The following is a 16,057-nucleotide window of genomic DNA, read 5'->3' as shown; positions in this document are numbered from 1 at the left end:
CTGAAGTAGTGTGGTGACGGTGCCGCAGCCTTCTCCCCGTCCCGTCCTTCCGCTCGCCGTTGGCCTCCCTGTCGCAGTAGCAACAGGGCTGGTCATCCCGCTCCAGGGAAGGATCAACGGGGCCCTCGGCGCCACACTCGACGACGGCATCGCCGCAGCTGTGGTGAGCTTCACCACTGGCCTTCTGCTGATAACGGCCATTTCACTGGCGACGCCCAAGGGCAGGGCAGGCCTCCAACGCATCATCCCTGCAGTCCGGAACCGAAGTTTTCCGCGCTTCTACGTCATGGCCGGGGCCATCGGTGCGCTGTTCGTTTTTGCCCAGTCGTTCACGGTCGCGCTGTTGGGTGTAGCGCTGTTTACCGTCGCCGCCGTGACGGGACAGACCCTCAGCGGTCTGCTCGTGGACCGCATGGGCATTGGCCCGGGCGGTAAACGCTCCATCACAGGCGTCCGCGTCATCGGCAGTGTCCTGACCGTAGCCGCCGTCGCCTGGGCGGTTTCACCCCGCTTCGGCGGCGACGCCGACATTGCCTCGCTGGTGCTGCCGGTCCTCCTGCCGCTGGCGGCCGGATTCTTCATGAGCTTCCAGCAGGCCATGAACGGAACGGCCACCGTCCACTACGGAACACCCATCGCAGCCACCTTGGTCAACTTCATTGCGGGGTCGGCCATTCTCTGGATCGCCTGGCTTATCAAGCTGGCCGTTGCCGGACCCGGCAATCCGCTTCCCTCCGAGTGGTGGTACTACCTCGGCGGTCCCATGGGCTGCCTGTTCATCGGTTTGGCAGCGCTCTTGGTCCGCAGCCTGGGCGTGCTGATCACGGGCTTGGGCATGATCGCCGGCCAGTTGGTGGGGTCGTTGGTGCTCGACGTCGTGATCCCCAGTCCCGGTGCGGTAGTCGCCTTGCCCACGGTGCTGGGCACGATTCTCACGTTGGCCGCGATCATCGTGGCCACGCTGCCGTGGCCCAAAGGCTCCTTTGCACGGAGGGGCCCTGCCAAAGGCCGGTAGGGTAGAAGGCAGGTAGATTCAAGTATCTTTGAGTACTTGCCCATACCTTCCCCAGCACCCCGCCGGACAACCTCGTCCGGGATCCGGGGCCACCACCGCGGACCGCACCCAGCGGCCCTGTAGAACAAATGGAGTTACCCATGGCAGCAAAATCCGTCCTTGACCAGGTCATTTCCCTCTCCAAGCGGAGGGGCTTTGTCTTCCAGGCCGGTGAAATCTATGGTGGCTCGCGTTCCGCCTGGGATTACGGTCCCCTCGGTGCTGAACTGAAGGAAAACATCAAGCGCCAGTGGTGGCAGAGCATGGTCCGCGGCCGCGAGGACGTTGTCGGCCTGGATTCATCCGTCATCCTTCCCCGCCAGGTATGGGAAGCATCCGGCCACGTGGAGGTCTTCTCCGACCCCCTGGTGGAGTGCCTTTCCTGCCATAAGCGCTACCGCGCAGACCACCTCGAAGAAGAGTACGAGGAAAAGAAGGGCCGTCCGGCAGAAAACGGCCTGGCGGACATCGTCTGCGCCAACTGCGGTACCCGCGGCCAATGGACTGAACCCCAGGAATTCTCCGGCCTCCTGAAGACCTTCCTCGGCCCGGTGGCCAGCGAGGAAGGCATGCACTACCTGCGTCCGGAAACCGCCCAGGGCATCTTCGTGAACTTCAACAACGTGCTCACCACGTCCCGGAAGAAACCGCCGTTCGGCATTGGCCAGATCGGCAAGTCCTTCCGCAACGAAATCACGCCGGGCAACTTCATTTTCCGTACGCGCGAATTCGAACAGATGGAGATGGAATTCTTCGTCGAGCCCGGCACCGATGTTGAGTGGCACCAGTACTGGATGAAGGAACGCATGTCCTGGTACACGGACCTTGGCATCCGCGAGGACAACCTCCGCTTCTTCGAACACCCGCTGGAGAAGCTCAGCCACTACTCCAAGGGCACCACGGACATCGAATACCGCTTCGGTTTCCAGGGCTCCGAGTGGGGCGAGCTCGAAGGCATCGCCAACCGCACCGATTTTGACCTGTCAACGCACGCCAAGGCATCCGGCACGGACCTGAGCTACTTCAACCAGGCCACCAACGAGCGCTACACCCCGTACGTGATCGAGCCCGCGGCAGGCCTGACCCGCTCCTTCATGGCCTTCCTGATCGATGCCTACACCGAGGACGAGGCACCCAATGCCAAGGGCGGCGTCGACGTCCGTACCGTCCTGAAGCTGGATCCGCGCCTTGCGCCGGTCAAGGCTGCCGTGCTGCCGTTGAGCCGCAACGAGGACCTGTCCCCGAAGGCCAAGGCGCTGGGTGCCCAGCTGCGCAAGAACTGGAACATCGACTTCGACGACGCCGGTGCGATCGGCCGCCGCTACCGTCGCCAGGATGAAATCGGTACGCCGTTCTGCATCACCGTGGACTTCGACACCCTGGAAGACCAGGCCGTCACCATCCGTGAACGCGACACCATGAGCCAGGAACGTGTGTCCCTGGACAAGGTTGAGGGCTACCTTGCAGCACGCCTGATCGGCGCCTAGCCATGGCTCTGGAGTATCGCGAATGGAAGGAGGGCGACGACCTCGCCCTCCTGGAAATCTGGGGCGGCCCGGAGACCCTTCCCGCTGAGCAGTTCCGTGCGGCCCTGGCGCCGTCCAGCAACCACCCTTGGCGCCGCTGCATCGTGGCCGAAGACGTGGTGGACGGGGTACGGATCCCTCTGGCCGCCGGCGTGGTTCACGAGGCATCCCTGCACCCCGAACGACTCTGGGCGTATATCGAGGTTGCCAGGGACCACAGGCGTGAAGGCGTGGGCGCCACCCTGCTGACCATGCTTCGCCGCGAAGCCGGGAACTCGCCGTCGGGCGTTTCCAAGCTGCGCAGCAAGGTGGAGCCGGACACAGCCGGTGCGGCGTTCGCCGCGGCAGCGGGACTTGCGCCCATCCAACGGTCGCAACTGGTGGTGGTGGAGCCGGAGCCCCTGTCCTTGCCGCGGTTCGGTGACGGTTCCGAGGAAGCCGCGTCCGAGCGAGTGGAGGACCTGGCGACGGGTTCGGTTGAGTTGAGTGACGTTGTGGGCAAGTACTACTCGCACGTCCACCAATGGGACAGCCCCGGGGAGCTCAGCATCGCCACAGTGCAGCGGTTGTTCCTGCATGACCTGACCGGAGCCCATGGCGCGATCGTGCTGCGCGCGCCCAAAGCCAGTGCTTTTGGCCAAGGCGTTCCAGCAACCCGCAAGGGCAAAATCCAGGCCTTCGCCATCAGCTACGCCCAGGGCAACCCGGACGAACCGTCGGATGTCTTCCTGGGGCATGACCCCCAGCTGTCAGCCGACGACGCAGCCGCGGCGGTACGTGATCTCTTGGCGCTCATCGCTTACCAGCACCCGGTACTGCTGGAAGTGGACGAATCCATGACGGCCCTTCGGACGGTTCTGGAGCCACTGCTGGGATCGGGCAAGGCCCATGTGCGCGGCGCGGATACGTTGATCGTCAGCGACTGACCAGTGTTGATCGACTGGATCCCGTGCTGCCTGCATTCTGCGGGCGGCACGGGATCTTGTGCTTTATGGCTGAACTCTGCAGTGGGCCTGGTCCCGCGTAGGGTTAAGGGCATGAGGTTTTGCTGCTGATGGGCCACGGTCACTCCCACGGACATTCTGAAAGTTCCGAGCCAACACCGCAGGCCCTTGCCTCGCGAAAGAGGGCCAACTGGATTCTGGCGGCCATACTGGTTCCGCTGGGCGTCCTGACGCTCGTGGCCATGATGGTCATGTGGCCTTCCGGAAGCCGGGAGGGAATCACATTCTCGAGCCCCTACCAGGCTGCCCCGGGTGTTACCTTCGATACCGGGCGGATCCAGAGCGTCGTGGTGGAAAGCTGCACGCAAACCGGCCAAACTGACACGGGACAGCCCAACACCGGACAGCCCAGCACTGCCCAACCCGACTCCAACCAGGGTGGGCAGGCCGGCGGTTCCCAGTGCACCTTCGCCTTCACGGAGCCGGACAAGGGCGGGGACGTGGTCAAGGTGGTCATCAACCCTGATGTGGCAATGTCCCACGGTGTGGACGTGGGGGATTCCATCAGGTACCTGAACCTTTCAGCAGTCCAAGGCGCCAACGCGGGCAGCGGCGCTCCGGCCTTCGTCTTCGTCGACTTCGTCCGCAGCATTCCCATCGCCCTCCTGGCCGTCTTGTACGCAGCGGTGGTCATAGCTGTGGCACGCTGGCGTGGTTTCCGGGCGCTGCTTGGCTTGGTGGGCGCCTATTTCGTCCTGGTGAGCTTCATCCTGCCGGGTTTGGTGGAAGGCAAGCCACCGCTGCTTTTGGCGTTGGTGGGGTCCACGGTGATCATGATCGGGGTCCTGTACTTCGCGCACGGATTCTCGGCGCGAACATCCACGGCATTGCTGGGCACCATTTTTGGGCTCAGCATTACCGCGCTGTTGGCGGCCTGGGCTACGGACGCCGCCAACCTGGCGGGTGTGGGAAACCACGATGCCTCCACCTTGGTGAACATGTCACCCCAGATCTCCATCTCCGGGATCATCCTCTGCGGCCTCATCATTTCCGGCCTTGGCGTGCTCAACGACGTCACCATCACCCAGTCATCTGCCGTGTGGGAATTGTATGAACTGGCGCCCAACACCACGGCCCGGAAACTGTTCACCTCGGCCATGAGGATCGGTCGGGACCATATCGCCTCCACGGTGTACACCATCGCTTTTGCCTATGCGGGCGCCGCCCTGCCGATCCTCATCATCGTGATGCTGTACGACCGCCCGCTGGCCGAAGCCCTGACCAGCGCCGAGCTGTCCGAGGAAGTCATCCGGACCCTGGTGGGATCCATCGGCCTGGTCCTCGCGATCCCCGTCACCACACTGATCGCTGTCCTGGTGGTCAAGGCCACCGGTATGAAGCGCCTCGCCGCCGCTGGTGGGCCGTCAGTGACTGCCGACGAGCTGAACGATACCGGTGCGCTGGCAGCAGCCGCCGCCGTCGTGGGTTCGGCCCCCCACGACAAGCAAAAGACGCAGGAAACGCACGACGCCGGTACGGGCCAAGGCGCTTCCGGCCGTCCGGCGCGTCCAGGGAGCCGCCGCGCCCAGCGGGAAGCGGAGCGGCATGGCAGGGACGAAACAAAGTAGCGCGTGATCGTGCCGGTCTTTGCTCCGCCCGCTGGACTGCGCGGAGACTGGCCAACACGGTGTATTGCCCAACTATGTGGCGGGATTCCGGCCGATTTGCCTCGCTTTGCAACAATGGATAGGTGACTGTAGTAGCAACGCCCCCCGCACCAAAGCTCGAGCTCCCGCCCTTGAAGCTCGGCGGGATCACCGTGGACACCCCGGTGATCCTTGCCCCCATGGCGGGCATCACCAACTCGGCCTTCCGCAGGCTCTGCCGTGAATACGGCGGCGGCATGTACGTGGCCGAGATGGTCACTTCCCGTGCCCTGGTGGAACGGACGCCGGAATCGTTGCGCATCATCTCCCACGATGAGGACGAGAAAGTCCGTTCCGTGCAGCTCTACGGTGTGGATCCGGTGACGGTGGGTGCCGCGGTTCGAATGCTCGTGGAAGAAGACCGTGCGGATCACATCGACCTGAACTTCGGCTGCCCCGTACCCAAAGTCACCCGGCGCGGTGGCGGCTCGGCGCTCCCGTGGAAGATCGATCTCTTCACATCCATCGTGCAGACGGCGGTCAAGGAAGCGTCCAAGGGCGGAATCCCGCTGACCATCAAGATGCGCAAGGGTATCGACGAAGACCACCTGACGTACCTCGACGCGGGCCGCATCGCCCGCGACGCAGGCGTGGCCGCCGTCGCCCTTCATGGACGCACGGCCGCCCAGTTCTACTCCGGGCAGGCCGACTGGTCCGCCATCGCACGTCTTCGCGAAGCGCTTCCGGATATCCCCGTGCTGGGCAACGGCGACATCTGGTCCGCTGAGGATGCGGTCCGCATGGTGCGGGAAACGGGTGTGGACGGCGTCGTGGTTGGCCGCGGTTGCCAGGGCCGTCCGTGGTTGTTCGGGGACCTGCAGGCAGCTTTCGAAGGCAGTGACCAGCGGCACCGCCCCGGACTCCGGGAAGTGGCTGAGGGGGTTTACCGGCACGCCGAGCTCATGGTGGAGACCTTCGGCAACGACGAATACAAGGCGCTTCGCGAAATCCGCAAGCACATGGCCTGGTACTTCAAGGGCTACGTGGTGGGCGGCGAGCTCCGCGCCAAACTGGCTACGGTCCCCACCCTCGAGGTGCTGCGCGAATACCTCGATGAACTGGACATGGACTCGCCCTACCCGGGTGTCGATTCAGAAGGTCCCCGGGGCCGCGCCGGCTCGCCCAAGAAGCCGGCCTTGCCGAAAGACTGGCTGGTGAGCCGTCAGCTGAACGCTGAACAGAGCGCGGATATCTCGGCTGCGGAGCTGGACGTTTCGGGCGGCTAGCCTCACACGTGTAAGACTGACTCAAGAAGCTCCACACCCCGGCGCTTGAAGGAGGCAGATACCCATGGGAACCGAAGCGATACTTGGCCACGACGGGACGGCCCACGATTTTGTGCTGGCCATCCCCGGTTACGCCGAGGCAGATTCCGCGCGGTGGGTTGAAGAGCCGCGCAAGAGCAACTATCGCTCCGATTTTGAACGGGACCGCGCCAGGGTCCTGCACTCTTCGGCCCTGCGCAGGCTCGGTGCAAAAACACAGGTTGTTGCCCCGGACACTGATGACTTTGTCCGGACCAGGCTGACCCACAGCCTGGAAGTGGCCCAGGTGGGCCGTGAACTGGGACGTTCCCTTGGCTGCGATCCGGACGTGGTGGACACCGCATGCCTGAGCCACGACCTCGGCCACCCGCCCTTCGGCCACAACGGCGAGTCCGCGCTGAATGAAGTGGCGCACACCATTGGTGGATTCGAAGGCAACGCCCAAACACTGCGCCTGCTGACCCGGCTCGAACCCAAAGTGCTCGCCGAGGACGGACGGCCGGCAGGGCTCAACCTGACCCGCGCCAGTCTCGATGCTGCGTCCAAATACCCGTGGTCCGCCGTCGACGCTCCCGTCATCCATGGCCACCGCACCAGCAAGTTCGGCGCCTACGAGGACGATCTTCCGGTCTTTGAATGGCTGCGCGAGGGTGCCCCCGGGAACCGCTCCTGCATCGAGGCCCAGGTGATGGATCTGGCGGACGACATTTCCTACTCGGTCCACGACGTCGAGGATGCGATCGTAGCGGGTCATTTCCAGCTCAAATGGATGGACAACCCGGACCATCGGGCGCGCGTGGTGGGTTACACCAAACAGTGGTACCTGCCGCACAACGACCCCGCCGAAATCGACGCCGCCCTGGCCCGGCTGGAAGCCACCAAGGTCTGGGTCCGCGAGGCGGATGGCAGCCGTAAATCGATGGCTGCCCTGAAGGATATGACCAGCCAGTTGATCGGCCGGTTCTGCCAAAGCGCCATGGAAACCACGCGGGCGCACTTTGGCCCGGCCAACCTGACCCGCTATGACGCAGAGCTCATGGTTCCTGAGGACACCGTTACCGAAATCGCGGTGCTCAAGGGTCTGGCCACCACGTTTGTCATCTCCACCGACCACCGCCAGCCCGTTTACGAACGCCAGCGCGAAGTGCTGCACGCGCTCGTGGGTGTTTTGAACGCCTCCGGCGACCGCCATCTGGAGCCAATGTTCGCCGCGGACTGGCGTGACGCCGCCGACGACGGTGCCCGGTTGCGCGTAGTGATTGACCAGGTCGCTTCGCTGACGGATGTCTCCGCGCTGGCCGTGTACGAACGCCTCGTGGGCAGTCTTCCGTCCCTCTGGTAACTCCGGAGCCGCTGACGTTAACGGCGGGGTCATTGGGGGCAAGCGACTAGGATGGTGACGTGGCTGGCCTGATCAAACGTGAAGATATCGACGAAGTACGCCAGCGCACGGATATCAAGGAAGTCGTTGACGGTTACGTCACCCTCAAGGGCGCCGGGCTGGGCAGCTTCAAGGGCTTGTGCCCCTTCCACGACGAACGCTCGCCCTCCTTCACTGTTCGCCCGCAAGTGGGCAGGTACCACTGCTTCGGCTGCGGGGAGGACGGGGATGCCATCTCCTTCGTCCAGAAGATGGACCACAGCTCCTTCCACGAAGCTGTTGAGAAGCTGGCCGCCAGGATCGGCTACGAGCTGCGTTACGAGGACGGCGGCACCGGGCCCAGCCGCGAGGAAGTGGGAAAGCGCCAGCGCCTGCTGGACGCCCACAAGATCGCCGACGAGTTCTTCCGCGCCCAGCTGCTGACCCCCGGCGCGGCCGAAGGGCGCAACTTCCTCGATGGACGCGGCTTCGACCGCGCCGCTGCCGAGCATTTTGGCGTGGGCTATGCCCCCCAGGGCTGGGACTCGTTGCTCAAGCACCTCCGCGGGCGCGGGTTCACGGATGCTGAGTTGAAACTCACCGGGATGTTCTCCGAAGGAAACCGGGGCATCTATGACCGCTTCCGGGGGAGGCTCATCTGGCCCATCCGCGACATCGCCGGGGACACGATCGGATTCGGCGCCCGCAAGCTCTACGAGGACGATCAAGGCCCCAAGTACCTGAACACTCCGGAGACCACGCTCTACAAAAAGTCACAGGTCCTCTACGGGATCGACATCGCCAAGCGGAACATCGCCAAGGAACGGCAACTGGTGGTGGTGGAAGGATACACGGACGTCATGGCCTGCCATCTGGCAGGAGTCACGACGGCGGTGGCCACCTGCGGTACTGCCTTCGGCACCGAACACATCAAGGTGGCCCGGCGGCTGCTTTCGGACGACGGCAGCGGCGGTGAGGTCATCTTCACCTTCGACGGCGACGCCGCAGGACAGAAAGCCGCCCTGAGGGCCTTCGAGGAAGACCAGCGCTTCACTGCCCAGACGTACGTCGCCGTGGAGCCCTCCGGCGCGGATCCTTGCGATCTTCGCCAGCTCAAGGGCGACGCCGCGGTGCGCGACCTCATCGGTACCCGCAAGCCCCTCTTTGAGTTCGCCATCCGGGCCACGCTTCGCCGGCACAACCTGGACACGGTGGAAGGCCGTGTGGCGGCACTGCGCGAGGCCGCCCCCGTGGTGGCGCAAATCAGGGACTCCGCCACGAGGCCCGGCTACACGCGCAACCTGGCCGGCTGGCTGGGTATGCCTATCGAGGAAGTCAGCAGCTACGTTGGGGCGGCCGCCAAGCGTGCCGCATCCGGTGGCAATGCGTCAGCTCCGGCCGGTCCGGGCGGGCAATCGGCCGCTGCAGCCCCGCCGTCGGGCAGTCCTGTCTTCCAACGGCCCGATCCCAGGGACCCCATTGCGGGTATGGAACGCCAGGCACTGGAAGTTGTCCTCCAGGAGCCGGGGGTGTTGGGCGGGGGAGCCTGGGAGCGTTTCGAGGCCTCGCACTTCGCCACCCCTGCGTATGCGGCGGTCCACACGGCCGTGCGGGCTGCCGGACTTGCCCATTCGGCTGATCCGGTGGCGTGGGTGGAGCAGGTCCGCCAGGAAGTTCCCGAGCCTTTGCGGCCCTTGGTGTCCGAGTTGGCAGTGACACCCTTGCCCGCCAGTACACCGGAGGCCATGCAGCGGTACTGCCGCGATATCCTGGCCCGCCTCTTCGAGCTGCAGATCACCCGTATCAAGGCAGACAAGATGGGCCAGCTCCAACGCCTGGATGCGGGAGCCAATCCGGAAGAATTCCAGCGGCTGAACCGTGAGTTGATGGTGTTGGAAATGGAGCGCCGATCCTTGCGATCGGACGGGTGAGAACCTCGATTTCGTTTTCCGGCGGGCCCCTGTTAAGCTAGTAACCGCTTCATTCCTCCGTAGCTCAATTGGCAGAGCATTCGACTGTTAATCGAAGGGTTACTGGTTCAAGTCCAGTCGGAGGAGCGCACAATACCCCCGTTCCGAGCTTTCGGAGCGGGGGTATTTTTATACCCCTCAGGGGTATCCGGAGTCGATTTCGCATTCCGGTAGAACCTTTGCTAAAGTCATAACCGCTTCATTCCTCCGTAGCTCAATTGGCAGAGCATTCGACTGTTAATCGAAGGGTTACTGGTTCAAGTCCAGTCGGAGGAGCATAAGAACCCCGCATCGGCGTCACGCCGGTGCGGGGTTCGTCTTTTCCTAGACGAAATCCATCTCCACTTGCAGGAACCGGGCGGCCTCGGCAACAGCTGCAAGGAACGAATCCTGCTCAGTGGGCGGGGTCCTGGGTTCGCGCGGATGCCACTCGTGCGGGGCTGAATAGACGCGCGTGAATCCGCCACCGGGCGGGGCATAGAAGATTCCGAATCGCTGGACCGGCCACTCAGGGGAAGTCTCCGGCGCAACCAGCAGGGCGGCGTCGGCCTGGGGGTTGTACCACTGGGCGATGGGCCGGCGGCGGTCGTCCGTGAAGAGGCCTGCGGCGTAAAGGGCGGCCGACTGCGGGCTGGTCACCGAGCACAGACGGTCCCACCACAGCGGCAGGATGCGTTCATCCCGACGCTGCCACGGTGCCGGAAGCGGCTGCAGCTCTTGCCCATGTGGCACACCCCAACTTTATCGCCGGTTCGGGGCCTGCAACAGGGGGAGCCCTAGCGGGAGAGCCCCAGCCGGGGATACAGCACCTCGAAGCCTTTGGCCAGGCCCGCATTGAGGGCCAGTCCCACGTGGCCGCCGTTGGGGACCTCGTAATAGGTCACCGTCATGCCCGCCGCCTGTGCAGCGGCGGAGACAGCTTTCGCCGCGGCTACATACGTCACGTCGTCGGATCCGACAGTGAAGACGGCTGTCGTATCAGGGAACTGCTTGCCCTTCATGATGTTGATGGGCTTCTGGGCGTCGTAGTCGGCCTGGTTGCCGCCGAAGATGGTTGCGAGGTTGCCTGCGGGGTCCTCGGCTCCCGGGAACTCTTCGCCGGAGATGTCCACCACGTTGCCCCACATTTTCGGGTACTTAACGGCGAAGGAGATGGCGCACTGGCCGCCGTTGGAGTAACCGGCGATGGTCCAATGCTCCCGGTCCGGGAGGATGGTGAGGTTGGCTTTGGCCCAGTTCACTACGTCCTCATTGATGTACTTCTCTACGTTGCCGTACTTGGTGGTGTCCAAACAGAGGGTGTCGTTCTCATCCGGGCCGATCTGGTCAGCCACGATCGCAATCGGCGCCAGGCCGTTGTTCTTCGCCGCGAAGTCATCCAGTGCCGCCGAGACGTACTGGGGGTCGGGTAGGCCTGGTTGGCCCATCATGAGGACGAACAGGGGAAGCCGGGGAGGATTGTCCGTCAGGGCCGCGGGAGGCAGGTAAATGCCGGCGGGCCTGGCCTCAAATCCGGAGGCCGTCGCCGGTATCACCTGGGTGCCCACCTTGCCCTTGGATGGCATGGTGGCCGGGGGTTTCCAGCTTTGCCACAGTGGTCCTGCCGGTATGGACGCGTCCGGGTTGGGCTTGTTCAACTGGATGGCGCCTTCGGTGGAAATCCCCAGGGCCGAGCCCAAGGTCTTGTTCAGCCCGAACTCGGTGTTGATGCCCAGCCCCGCGACGAGGACAAAAACGGGGATGGAGACTGCAGCCACCACTTTCCGCCAAGCACGGCTGTGGCGGAAGCTGACCACCGACAGTCCCAGCGCGGCGAAGCAGGAGATGGCCCAGAACCATACGCGGGGAGTCAGGCCAACATGGAAGACGTCCATGACGTCCTCGATGATCCACACCGTCAGCCACCCCAGCAGGGCAGCGGAAACAATGGCAATGATCGCGGTCAGCGCCCACCGGGCTGACGGCCTGAGGAAAAGCACCAGAAAGAACACGACGCCGATCGCCCCGGCAATGGTCATGACTACAGGGCCGCTGATCTCAAGTTTCAGGAGGTCGTCCATGGCTGGGAACACCGCCTGCCCCTCATGCTGCGGGCTCCCTGGCGACCATTTGCCGCAGGAGGCCGGCGCTCTGCGCGGGGGAGAGACCCGGCAGATAGGCGGAACTAACAGCGATACCAATGGATGGCAAGGCCAAGGGGTCCTGGTAGTACATGTACAGGGTGCGGTGCTCGGGCTGGAACCGTGACTTGAAGGCTGCCAGGGACTTGAATCCGTACATCGGCTCCAGGGCATTGCCGAGCAGCGCCAGGACGCGGTCCAGGGAGCTTCGGTCCCCTTCGGCGCCGTCAGCCCCGGCGTTGGCCAAGGGCGAGCCGGACAGCGAGATTTGCGGGACTTCTTCCTTGAAATGGGTCACGGCCGAGGCGATCAGGAATTCCATGACGCCCTTGAACCCGGTGGTGCGTCTTCGCATGAAATCCAAAGTCCATCCCGAGATGACGCCGTTGCGGAACACGGGCAACCAACTCGTGACTCCATGGACCAAGCCCTCATCGTCCACGGCCACGCAACAGAGGACTTCGGGATCTTTCAGCTCATTGAGGCCTCCCAGGGTGAATCCCATTTCCGGCAGGGCTTTGTCCGCGACCCACTCCTCGGAGATCTCTGCAAGTTGGGCCCTGACTCCCGGCGGCATCCCCTGGTAGGGATACCAGTGGTCCTTGATGGACAACTTCTCTGCTCGGTTCAGGGCGGTGCGCACGTTCTGCCATTCCTTGCCCTTGAAGGTCATGGCCTGGACGTTCAAAAGGGTTTCTTCCGCCACTTCCAGCTTGCGGAATCCCCGTGGTTCGAGAGGGGCGTCGAGCTCTTCGGTGGCCGAATAAAAGCATGGGATGAGTCCCAGGCCGGCGCAGTGCTTCAGGAACCCTGTGGCTGCATCCGCGTGGTGCTCTTCAGCCCCGAAGGGGCCCGCAACCGTCAACGCCACGCCGTTGTGCACCTGATAGGCGACGCCGGCCTTCCGGTCCGGCGTGAACCAGTACTGGTTGTTGTCCCACAACGCCATCCAGGACAGGGTGCCGCCACCATCATGGAGCAACTCGCGGGTGTGGCCGAGGTCTGCGGCCGGATCGGTGGCCAGCATCCTGAACCGTCGGAAGTTGTTCAGGACCAGTACCAGGATGCAAAGCCAGATGATGTCCCCGCCAAGCCCGTACACCACCGTGCTCAACAGGCCTTGGGGGAGGGCCACCACAAAGGGGACAGGGAAAGGAACCAGGATGTGGGTCAGCTGCCCCGCAAGGTCCCACAGCGTGGAACGTCCCGGGTTGCCTTCGACAAACCAGAACGCCACATAGAGAACAATCGCGGCGACGGCCAGGATCAGGGAGGTCCTGCCCAGGACCCTGTATCCGGCGTCGCTGGACTCCACCCGGAACTTGTGGCGGTTGGCCAACAGCAAGGCCACGATGATCACCGGTGCGAGGACCGCCGGGACTGCATAAAGCAGGAGGTAGCCGAAATCGTCATCGCCCAGGGCGACGTCGGGATCAGTGATGTACTGGATGATCGACAGGACCGTCACCGCTGCCAGGTACGCCTGGATCACGAGTGTCAGGCGGTAGGCGAGCCGGCGGCCACGGCGGAGACCCTCGGCGCAAACCAGCAGCAGGAGGACCGGAATCAGCGTCAGAATGGCTGCGCCGAAGCTCTGAACACCCACGATGCTTTGCAGCGTGACGCAGTTGGTGTCGTTGTTACAGGCTTCCTTGACTTCGTCGGCGTCGGGACTGGCCTGGAGCATCACCTCGGAAACGACCGAGAGTGGCCCGATTTCCCACGTGCCGGTGAGTTGTGTGAGCAAAGGTCCTACTGCGAAGACACCCACCACCGTGCCCACCAGGAAGCGCGTCTCGCGGAGAGATGAGGAATGCAATGATCCTGCCCGGCGCCGGAGGACCAGCGACTGGACGGCCCAGCCGGCCAGTATGCCGATTACCGCTCCAGCCAGTGCCTGGAGTGTTTGGGCGACGCCGACGAACAGGGCGAACATCAGCGTGGCGGCCAGCAACCACGTCCGCAGTCTCCGTCGCCACAGCGCGTCAAGTGCCGCCGTCGCGCATCCCAAAGTGGCGGCAGCGCCGCCGTAGGCTCCCACAACGTATTCGCCGCCCAGGAAACTCAGCCACTGGTCGCTGGCGTCGGTCCCGAAAGCAACCAGCGCCACCAGAACCAGGGCACTGAGGGCTGAGCCCGCAATGAAGGCAACGAGGGCGAGCCACGGGCCCATGACCCGCTCGGCGATTCCCACGCCCACCAGGATCGCGGCCGTGCAGGCAAGGTAGTCCAAGAGGGAAGAAGCAAAGAACGCCGACGTGAAAATCGACCACCATGGCCCTGGCTCCACGGCCAATCCCAGACCTACTTGGTCCAGCAACGCCTCGCTGGGCCCATTCAACAGGCTCCCTGTCGCAGCCCCCAGGATCCACAGCAGTACTGCCAGGCCCAGTGCCAGGGGCAGCCGGCGCACCGTGGCCATGCCGCGGATACCGCCCCGCAATCCACCAGCCGCGCTCATGTGATGTCCCCTTCACCGGTCCGGCACCGGTTAGCCCGGCTGGCCACCATTCTGCCTTGCGGGACGCTGTAAGGGGAGAGGTTGGACAGTCCCGACGGCGGCGGGCCGCGTTTGGTTCGGTGGGCTTAGTCCCGTTTCCAGGGGCCGGGGTTCACCCGGTAAAGGATGGCGGCGCCAATCACGGCACCGAGAATCGCACCGAACAGGGCACTTCCTGCGGCACGGCCGATGAGCGCGCCGGCAGTGGCGCCAAGCAGGGCGCCGAGGAAGAGGCCCCTGCCGTTGCGGTGCGGTTTCCTGGTCATGGTGTCAGCCTACGGGTGGTTTCCTAATGGATGGAGGGCACGGTGCGGGGCCGGACCACAATCCAGAGTGCGGCGATGGCCCCCGTGATGCACACAGCCATGACGGAGCCCATGGGAACAGCGGAACTGACGCCCAGCCAACCCACTACCGGCGGGACAATCCCGGCCATCATGAACTGTGATGCCCCGAGGAGGGACGCTGCGGTGCCTGCCTGGGCGCCGTGATTGGCGAGTGACAGGACCTGGACGCAGGGGAACATGAACCCGGTGGCACAGATATAGAACCACAACGGAATGAGGATGCCCCAGAGGCCGGCGTGCAAAAGGTCAAGCACCACGATGAGAAGGGCAGCGAAGAGCATGAACAATGTTGCCCCGGCAACAATCCACTGCGGGGCAACCCGCCTGATCAAGCGTGAACTGATCTGTACACCCGCAACAATGCCCAGCGAATTGATGCCGAACAGGAGCCCGTATTGCTGCGGCGAGAATCCGTAGATGTCCTGGAACAGGAAAGTGGACGCGGAAAGGTAAGCGAACAAACCACCGAAGTTCAGGCTTCCCACCAGCACCATGCCCACAAAGATCCGGTCCGTAAGGACCGATTTGTAGCGCTGTCCCACAGTGATGGTGGATTTGCCGCGCTGGGCTGCGGGCAGCGTCTCCCGGATGAAGAAGATGGAGGCAAGGATCACCAGCAGCCCGTAGGCGGCCAGGAAGTAGAAAATACCGGGCCACGGGAAGACCAACAGCAACTGGGATCCGATAACGGGGGCAAGGATGGGAGCCAGGCCGTTGACCAGTGACATCCTCGAAAACATGCGGACCATGGAATAGCCGTGGAAGAGGTCCCTGACCATGGCCATGGCCACTACACCGCCGCCTGCGGCGCCGATGCCCATGAGGACGCGGAACAGCGACAGCATCCCGATGTCTGTTGCCAGCGCTGCACCGAACGAGGAACCGATGTGGAGGGCGGTGGCCAGGATCAGCGGAAGCCGGCGCCCCACTTTGTCGCTGAAGGGACCCACCACCAGTTGGCCAAGCCCGAAGCCTACGGTGGTTCCCGTCAGGGTGAGCTGGATGGCCGCAGCCGAAACGTCGAAACTCTCCTCCAGCGCCGGGAACGCCGGGAGGTAAAGGTCGATCGTGAAGGGACCCAGCGCAGTCAGTGCACCCAGCAGGAGAATGTAGACAAGTTTTTCGCGTCGGCTCAGGGAGTCGCCCGGAGCAATGGGAGAGGTCACGATCATCTATCCTATGGCCCGGATCATATTTATTGGGCGTATGACGGGCGCGCCGCAGTGTGGCCCCGAAAGTTCAGCAGGAACCTGAATGATAGCTTT

General features: G+C 63.8%; 12 protein-coding genes and 2 tRNA genes. 9 read left to right on the top strand and 5 right to left on the bottom strand.

The window, feature by feature from the left end:
• The first annotated feature begins 10 nt into the window (after positions 1-10).
• From WBN73_RS03110 to WBN73_RS03070, 9 genes are all read left to right on the top strand, one after another.
• Positions 11-1,015, top strand: a complete 1,005-nt coding sequence (locus WBN73_RS03110) for a DMT family transporter (protein ID WP_207596943.1) — start codon at positions 11-13, stop codon at positions 1,013-1,015.
• A 140-nt stretch (positions 1,016-1,155) separates the two neighbouring features.
• The gene (locus WBN73_RS03105) at positions 1,156-2,541 is read left to right on the top strand and encodes a glycine--tRNA ligase (protein ID WP_207596944.1); all 1,386 of its coding nucleotides are present in this window, start codon (positions 1,156-1,158) and stop codon (positions 2,539-2,541) included.
• Between the two features lie 2 nt (positions 2,542-2,543).
• The gene (locus WBN73_RS03100) at positions 2,544-3,506 is read left to right on the top strand and encodes a GNAT family N-acetyltransferase (protein WP_337339623.1); all 963 of its coding nucleotides are present in this window, start codon (positions 2,544-2,546) and stop codon (positions 3,504-3,506) included.
• Positions 3,507-3,634: 128 nt separating this feature from the next.
• A complete protein-coding gene (locus tag WBN73_RS03095) occupies positions 3,635-5,152 on the top strand; it encodes a YibE/F family protein (protein ID WP_337339624.1) in 1,518 nt (505 codons plus the stop codon).
• A 122-nt stretch (positions 5,153-5,274) separates the two neighbouring features.
• A complete protein-coding gene (dusB, locus tag WBN73_RS03090; RefSeq protein ID WP_014921229.1) occupies positions 5,275-6,456 on the top strand; it encodes a tRNA dihydrouridine synthase DusB in 1,182 nt (393 codons plus the stop codon).
• A 64-nt stretch (positions 6,457-6,520) separates the two neighbouring features.
• On the top strand, positions 6,521-7,837 hold the full coding sequence (locus WBN73_RS03085; protein ID WP_280627613.1) for a deoxyguanosinetriphosphate triphosphohydrolase: 1,317 nt from the start codon (positions 6,521-6,523) through the stop codon (positions 7,835-7,837).
• Between the two features lie 59 nt (positions 7,838-7,896).
• A complete protein-coding gene (dnaG, locus tag WBN73_RS03080; protein ID WP_207596948.1) occupies positions 7,897-9,786 on the top strand; it encodes a DNA primase in 1,890 nt (629 codons plus the stop codon).
• A 53-nt stretch (positions 9,787-9,839) separates the two neighbouring features.
• Positions 9,840-9,912: transfer RNA gene (locus WBN73_RS03075), tRNA-Asn, on the top strand.
• Positions 9,913-10,028: 116 nt separating this feature from the next.
• A tRNA-Asn gene (locus WBN73_RS03070) sits at positions 10,029-10,101 on the top strand.
• Between the two features lie 48 nt (positions 10,102-10,149).
• On the opposite strand, the gene WBN73_RS03065 is transcribed toward WBN73_RS03070, so the two are convergent.
• The 5 genes from WBN73_RS03065 to WBN73_RS03045 all read right to left on the bottom strand — a co-directional run bounded on the left by WBN73_RS03065 (position 10,150) and on the right by WBN73_RS03045 (position 15,964).
• Positions 10,150-10,557 carry a hypothetical protein gene (locus tag WBN73_RS03065; RefSeq protein ID WP_207596949.1) on the bottom strand — a complete coding sequence of 136 codons (408 nt, stop codon included), beginning with the start codon at positions 10,555-10,557 and terminating at the stop codon, positions 10,150-10,152.
• A gap of 44 nt (positions 10,558-10,601) precedes the next feature.
• The gene (locus WBN73_RS03060; RefSeq protein ID WP_337339625.1) at positions 10,602-11,885 is read right to left on the bottom strand and encodes an alpha/beta hydrolase; all 1,284 of its coding nucleotides are present in this window, start codon (positions 11,883-11,885) and stop codon (positions 10,602-10,604) included.
• A gap of 22 nt (positions 11,886-11,907) precedes the next feature.
• Entirely contained in the window at positions 11,908-14,406 is a 2,499-nt protein-coding gene (locus WBN73_RS03055) for a phosphatidylglycerol lysyltransferase domain-containing protein (protein WP_337339626.1), read from the bottom strand.
• Between the two features lie 125 nt (positions 14,407-14,531).
• Complete coding sequence (locus WBN73_RS03050) at positions 14,532-14,711, bottom strand: glycine zipper domain-containing protein (RefSeq protein ID WP_207596952.1); 180 nt, start codon at positions 14,709-14,711, stop codon at positions 14,532-14,534.
• 23 nt (positions 14,712-14,734) lie between these two features.
• A complete protein-coding gene (locus WBN73_RS03045) occupies positions 14,735-15,964 on the bottom strand; it encodes a multidrug effflux MFS transporter (protein WP_280627616.1) in 1,230 nt (409 codons plus the stop codon).
• Positions 15,965-16,057 lie beyond the last annotated feature (93 nt).

This window comes from Paenarthrobacter sp. CCNWLY172, assembly GCF_037402035.1.
Taxonomy (GTDB): Bacteria; Actinomycetota; Actinomycetes; order Actinomycetales; family Micrococcaceae; genus Arthrobacter.
Note: the sequence above shows the minus strand (reverse complement) of the source record. Positions and strands in the feature narration are given on the sequence as shown.

Coding starts and splice junctions, on each gene's coding strand:
- WBN73_RS03050 (WP_207596952.1), bottom strand. CDS start 14,711: ATGACCAGGAAACCGCACCGCAACGGCAGGGGCCTCTTCCTCGGCGCC.
- WBN73_RS03085 (WP_280627613.1), top strand. CDS start 6,521: ATGGGAACCGAAGCGATACTTGGCCACGACGGGACGGCCCACGATTTT.
- WBN73_RS03045 (WP_280627616.1), bottom strand. CDS start 15,964: ATGATCGTGACCTCTCCCATTGCTCCGGGCGACTCCCTGAGCCGACGC.
- WBN73_RS03055 (WP_337339626.1), bottom strand. CDS start 14,406: ATGAGCGCGGCTGGTGGATTGCGGGGCGGTATCCGCGGCATGGCCACG.
- WBN73_RS03105 (WP_207596944.1), top strand. CDS start 1,156: ATGGCAGCAAAATCCGTCCTTGACCAGGTCATTTCCCTCTCCAAGCGG.
- WBN73_RS03060 (WP_337339625.1), bottom strand. CDS start 11,885: ATGGACGACCTCCTGAAACTTGAGATCAGCGGCCCTGTAGTCATGACC.
- WBN73_RS03095 (WP_337339624.1), top strand. CDS start 3,635: ATGGGCCACGGTCACTCCCACGGACATTCTGAAAGTTCCGAGCCAACA.
- WBN73_RS03100 (WP_337339623.1), top strand. CDS start 2,544: ATGGCTCTGGAGTATCGCGAATGGAAGGAGGGCGACGACCTCGCCCTC.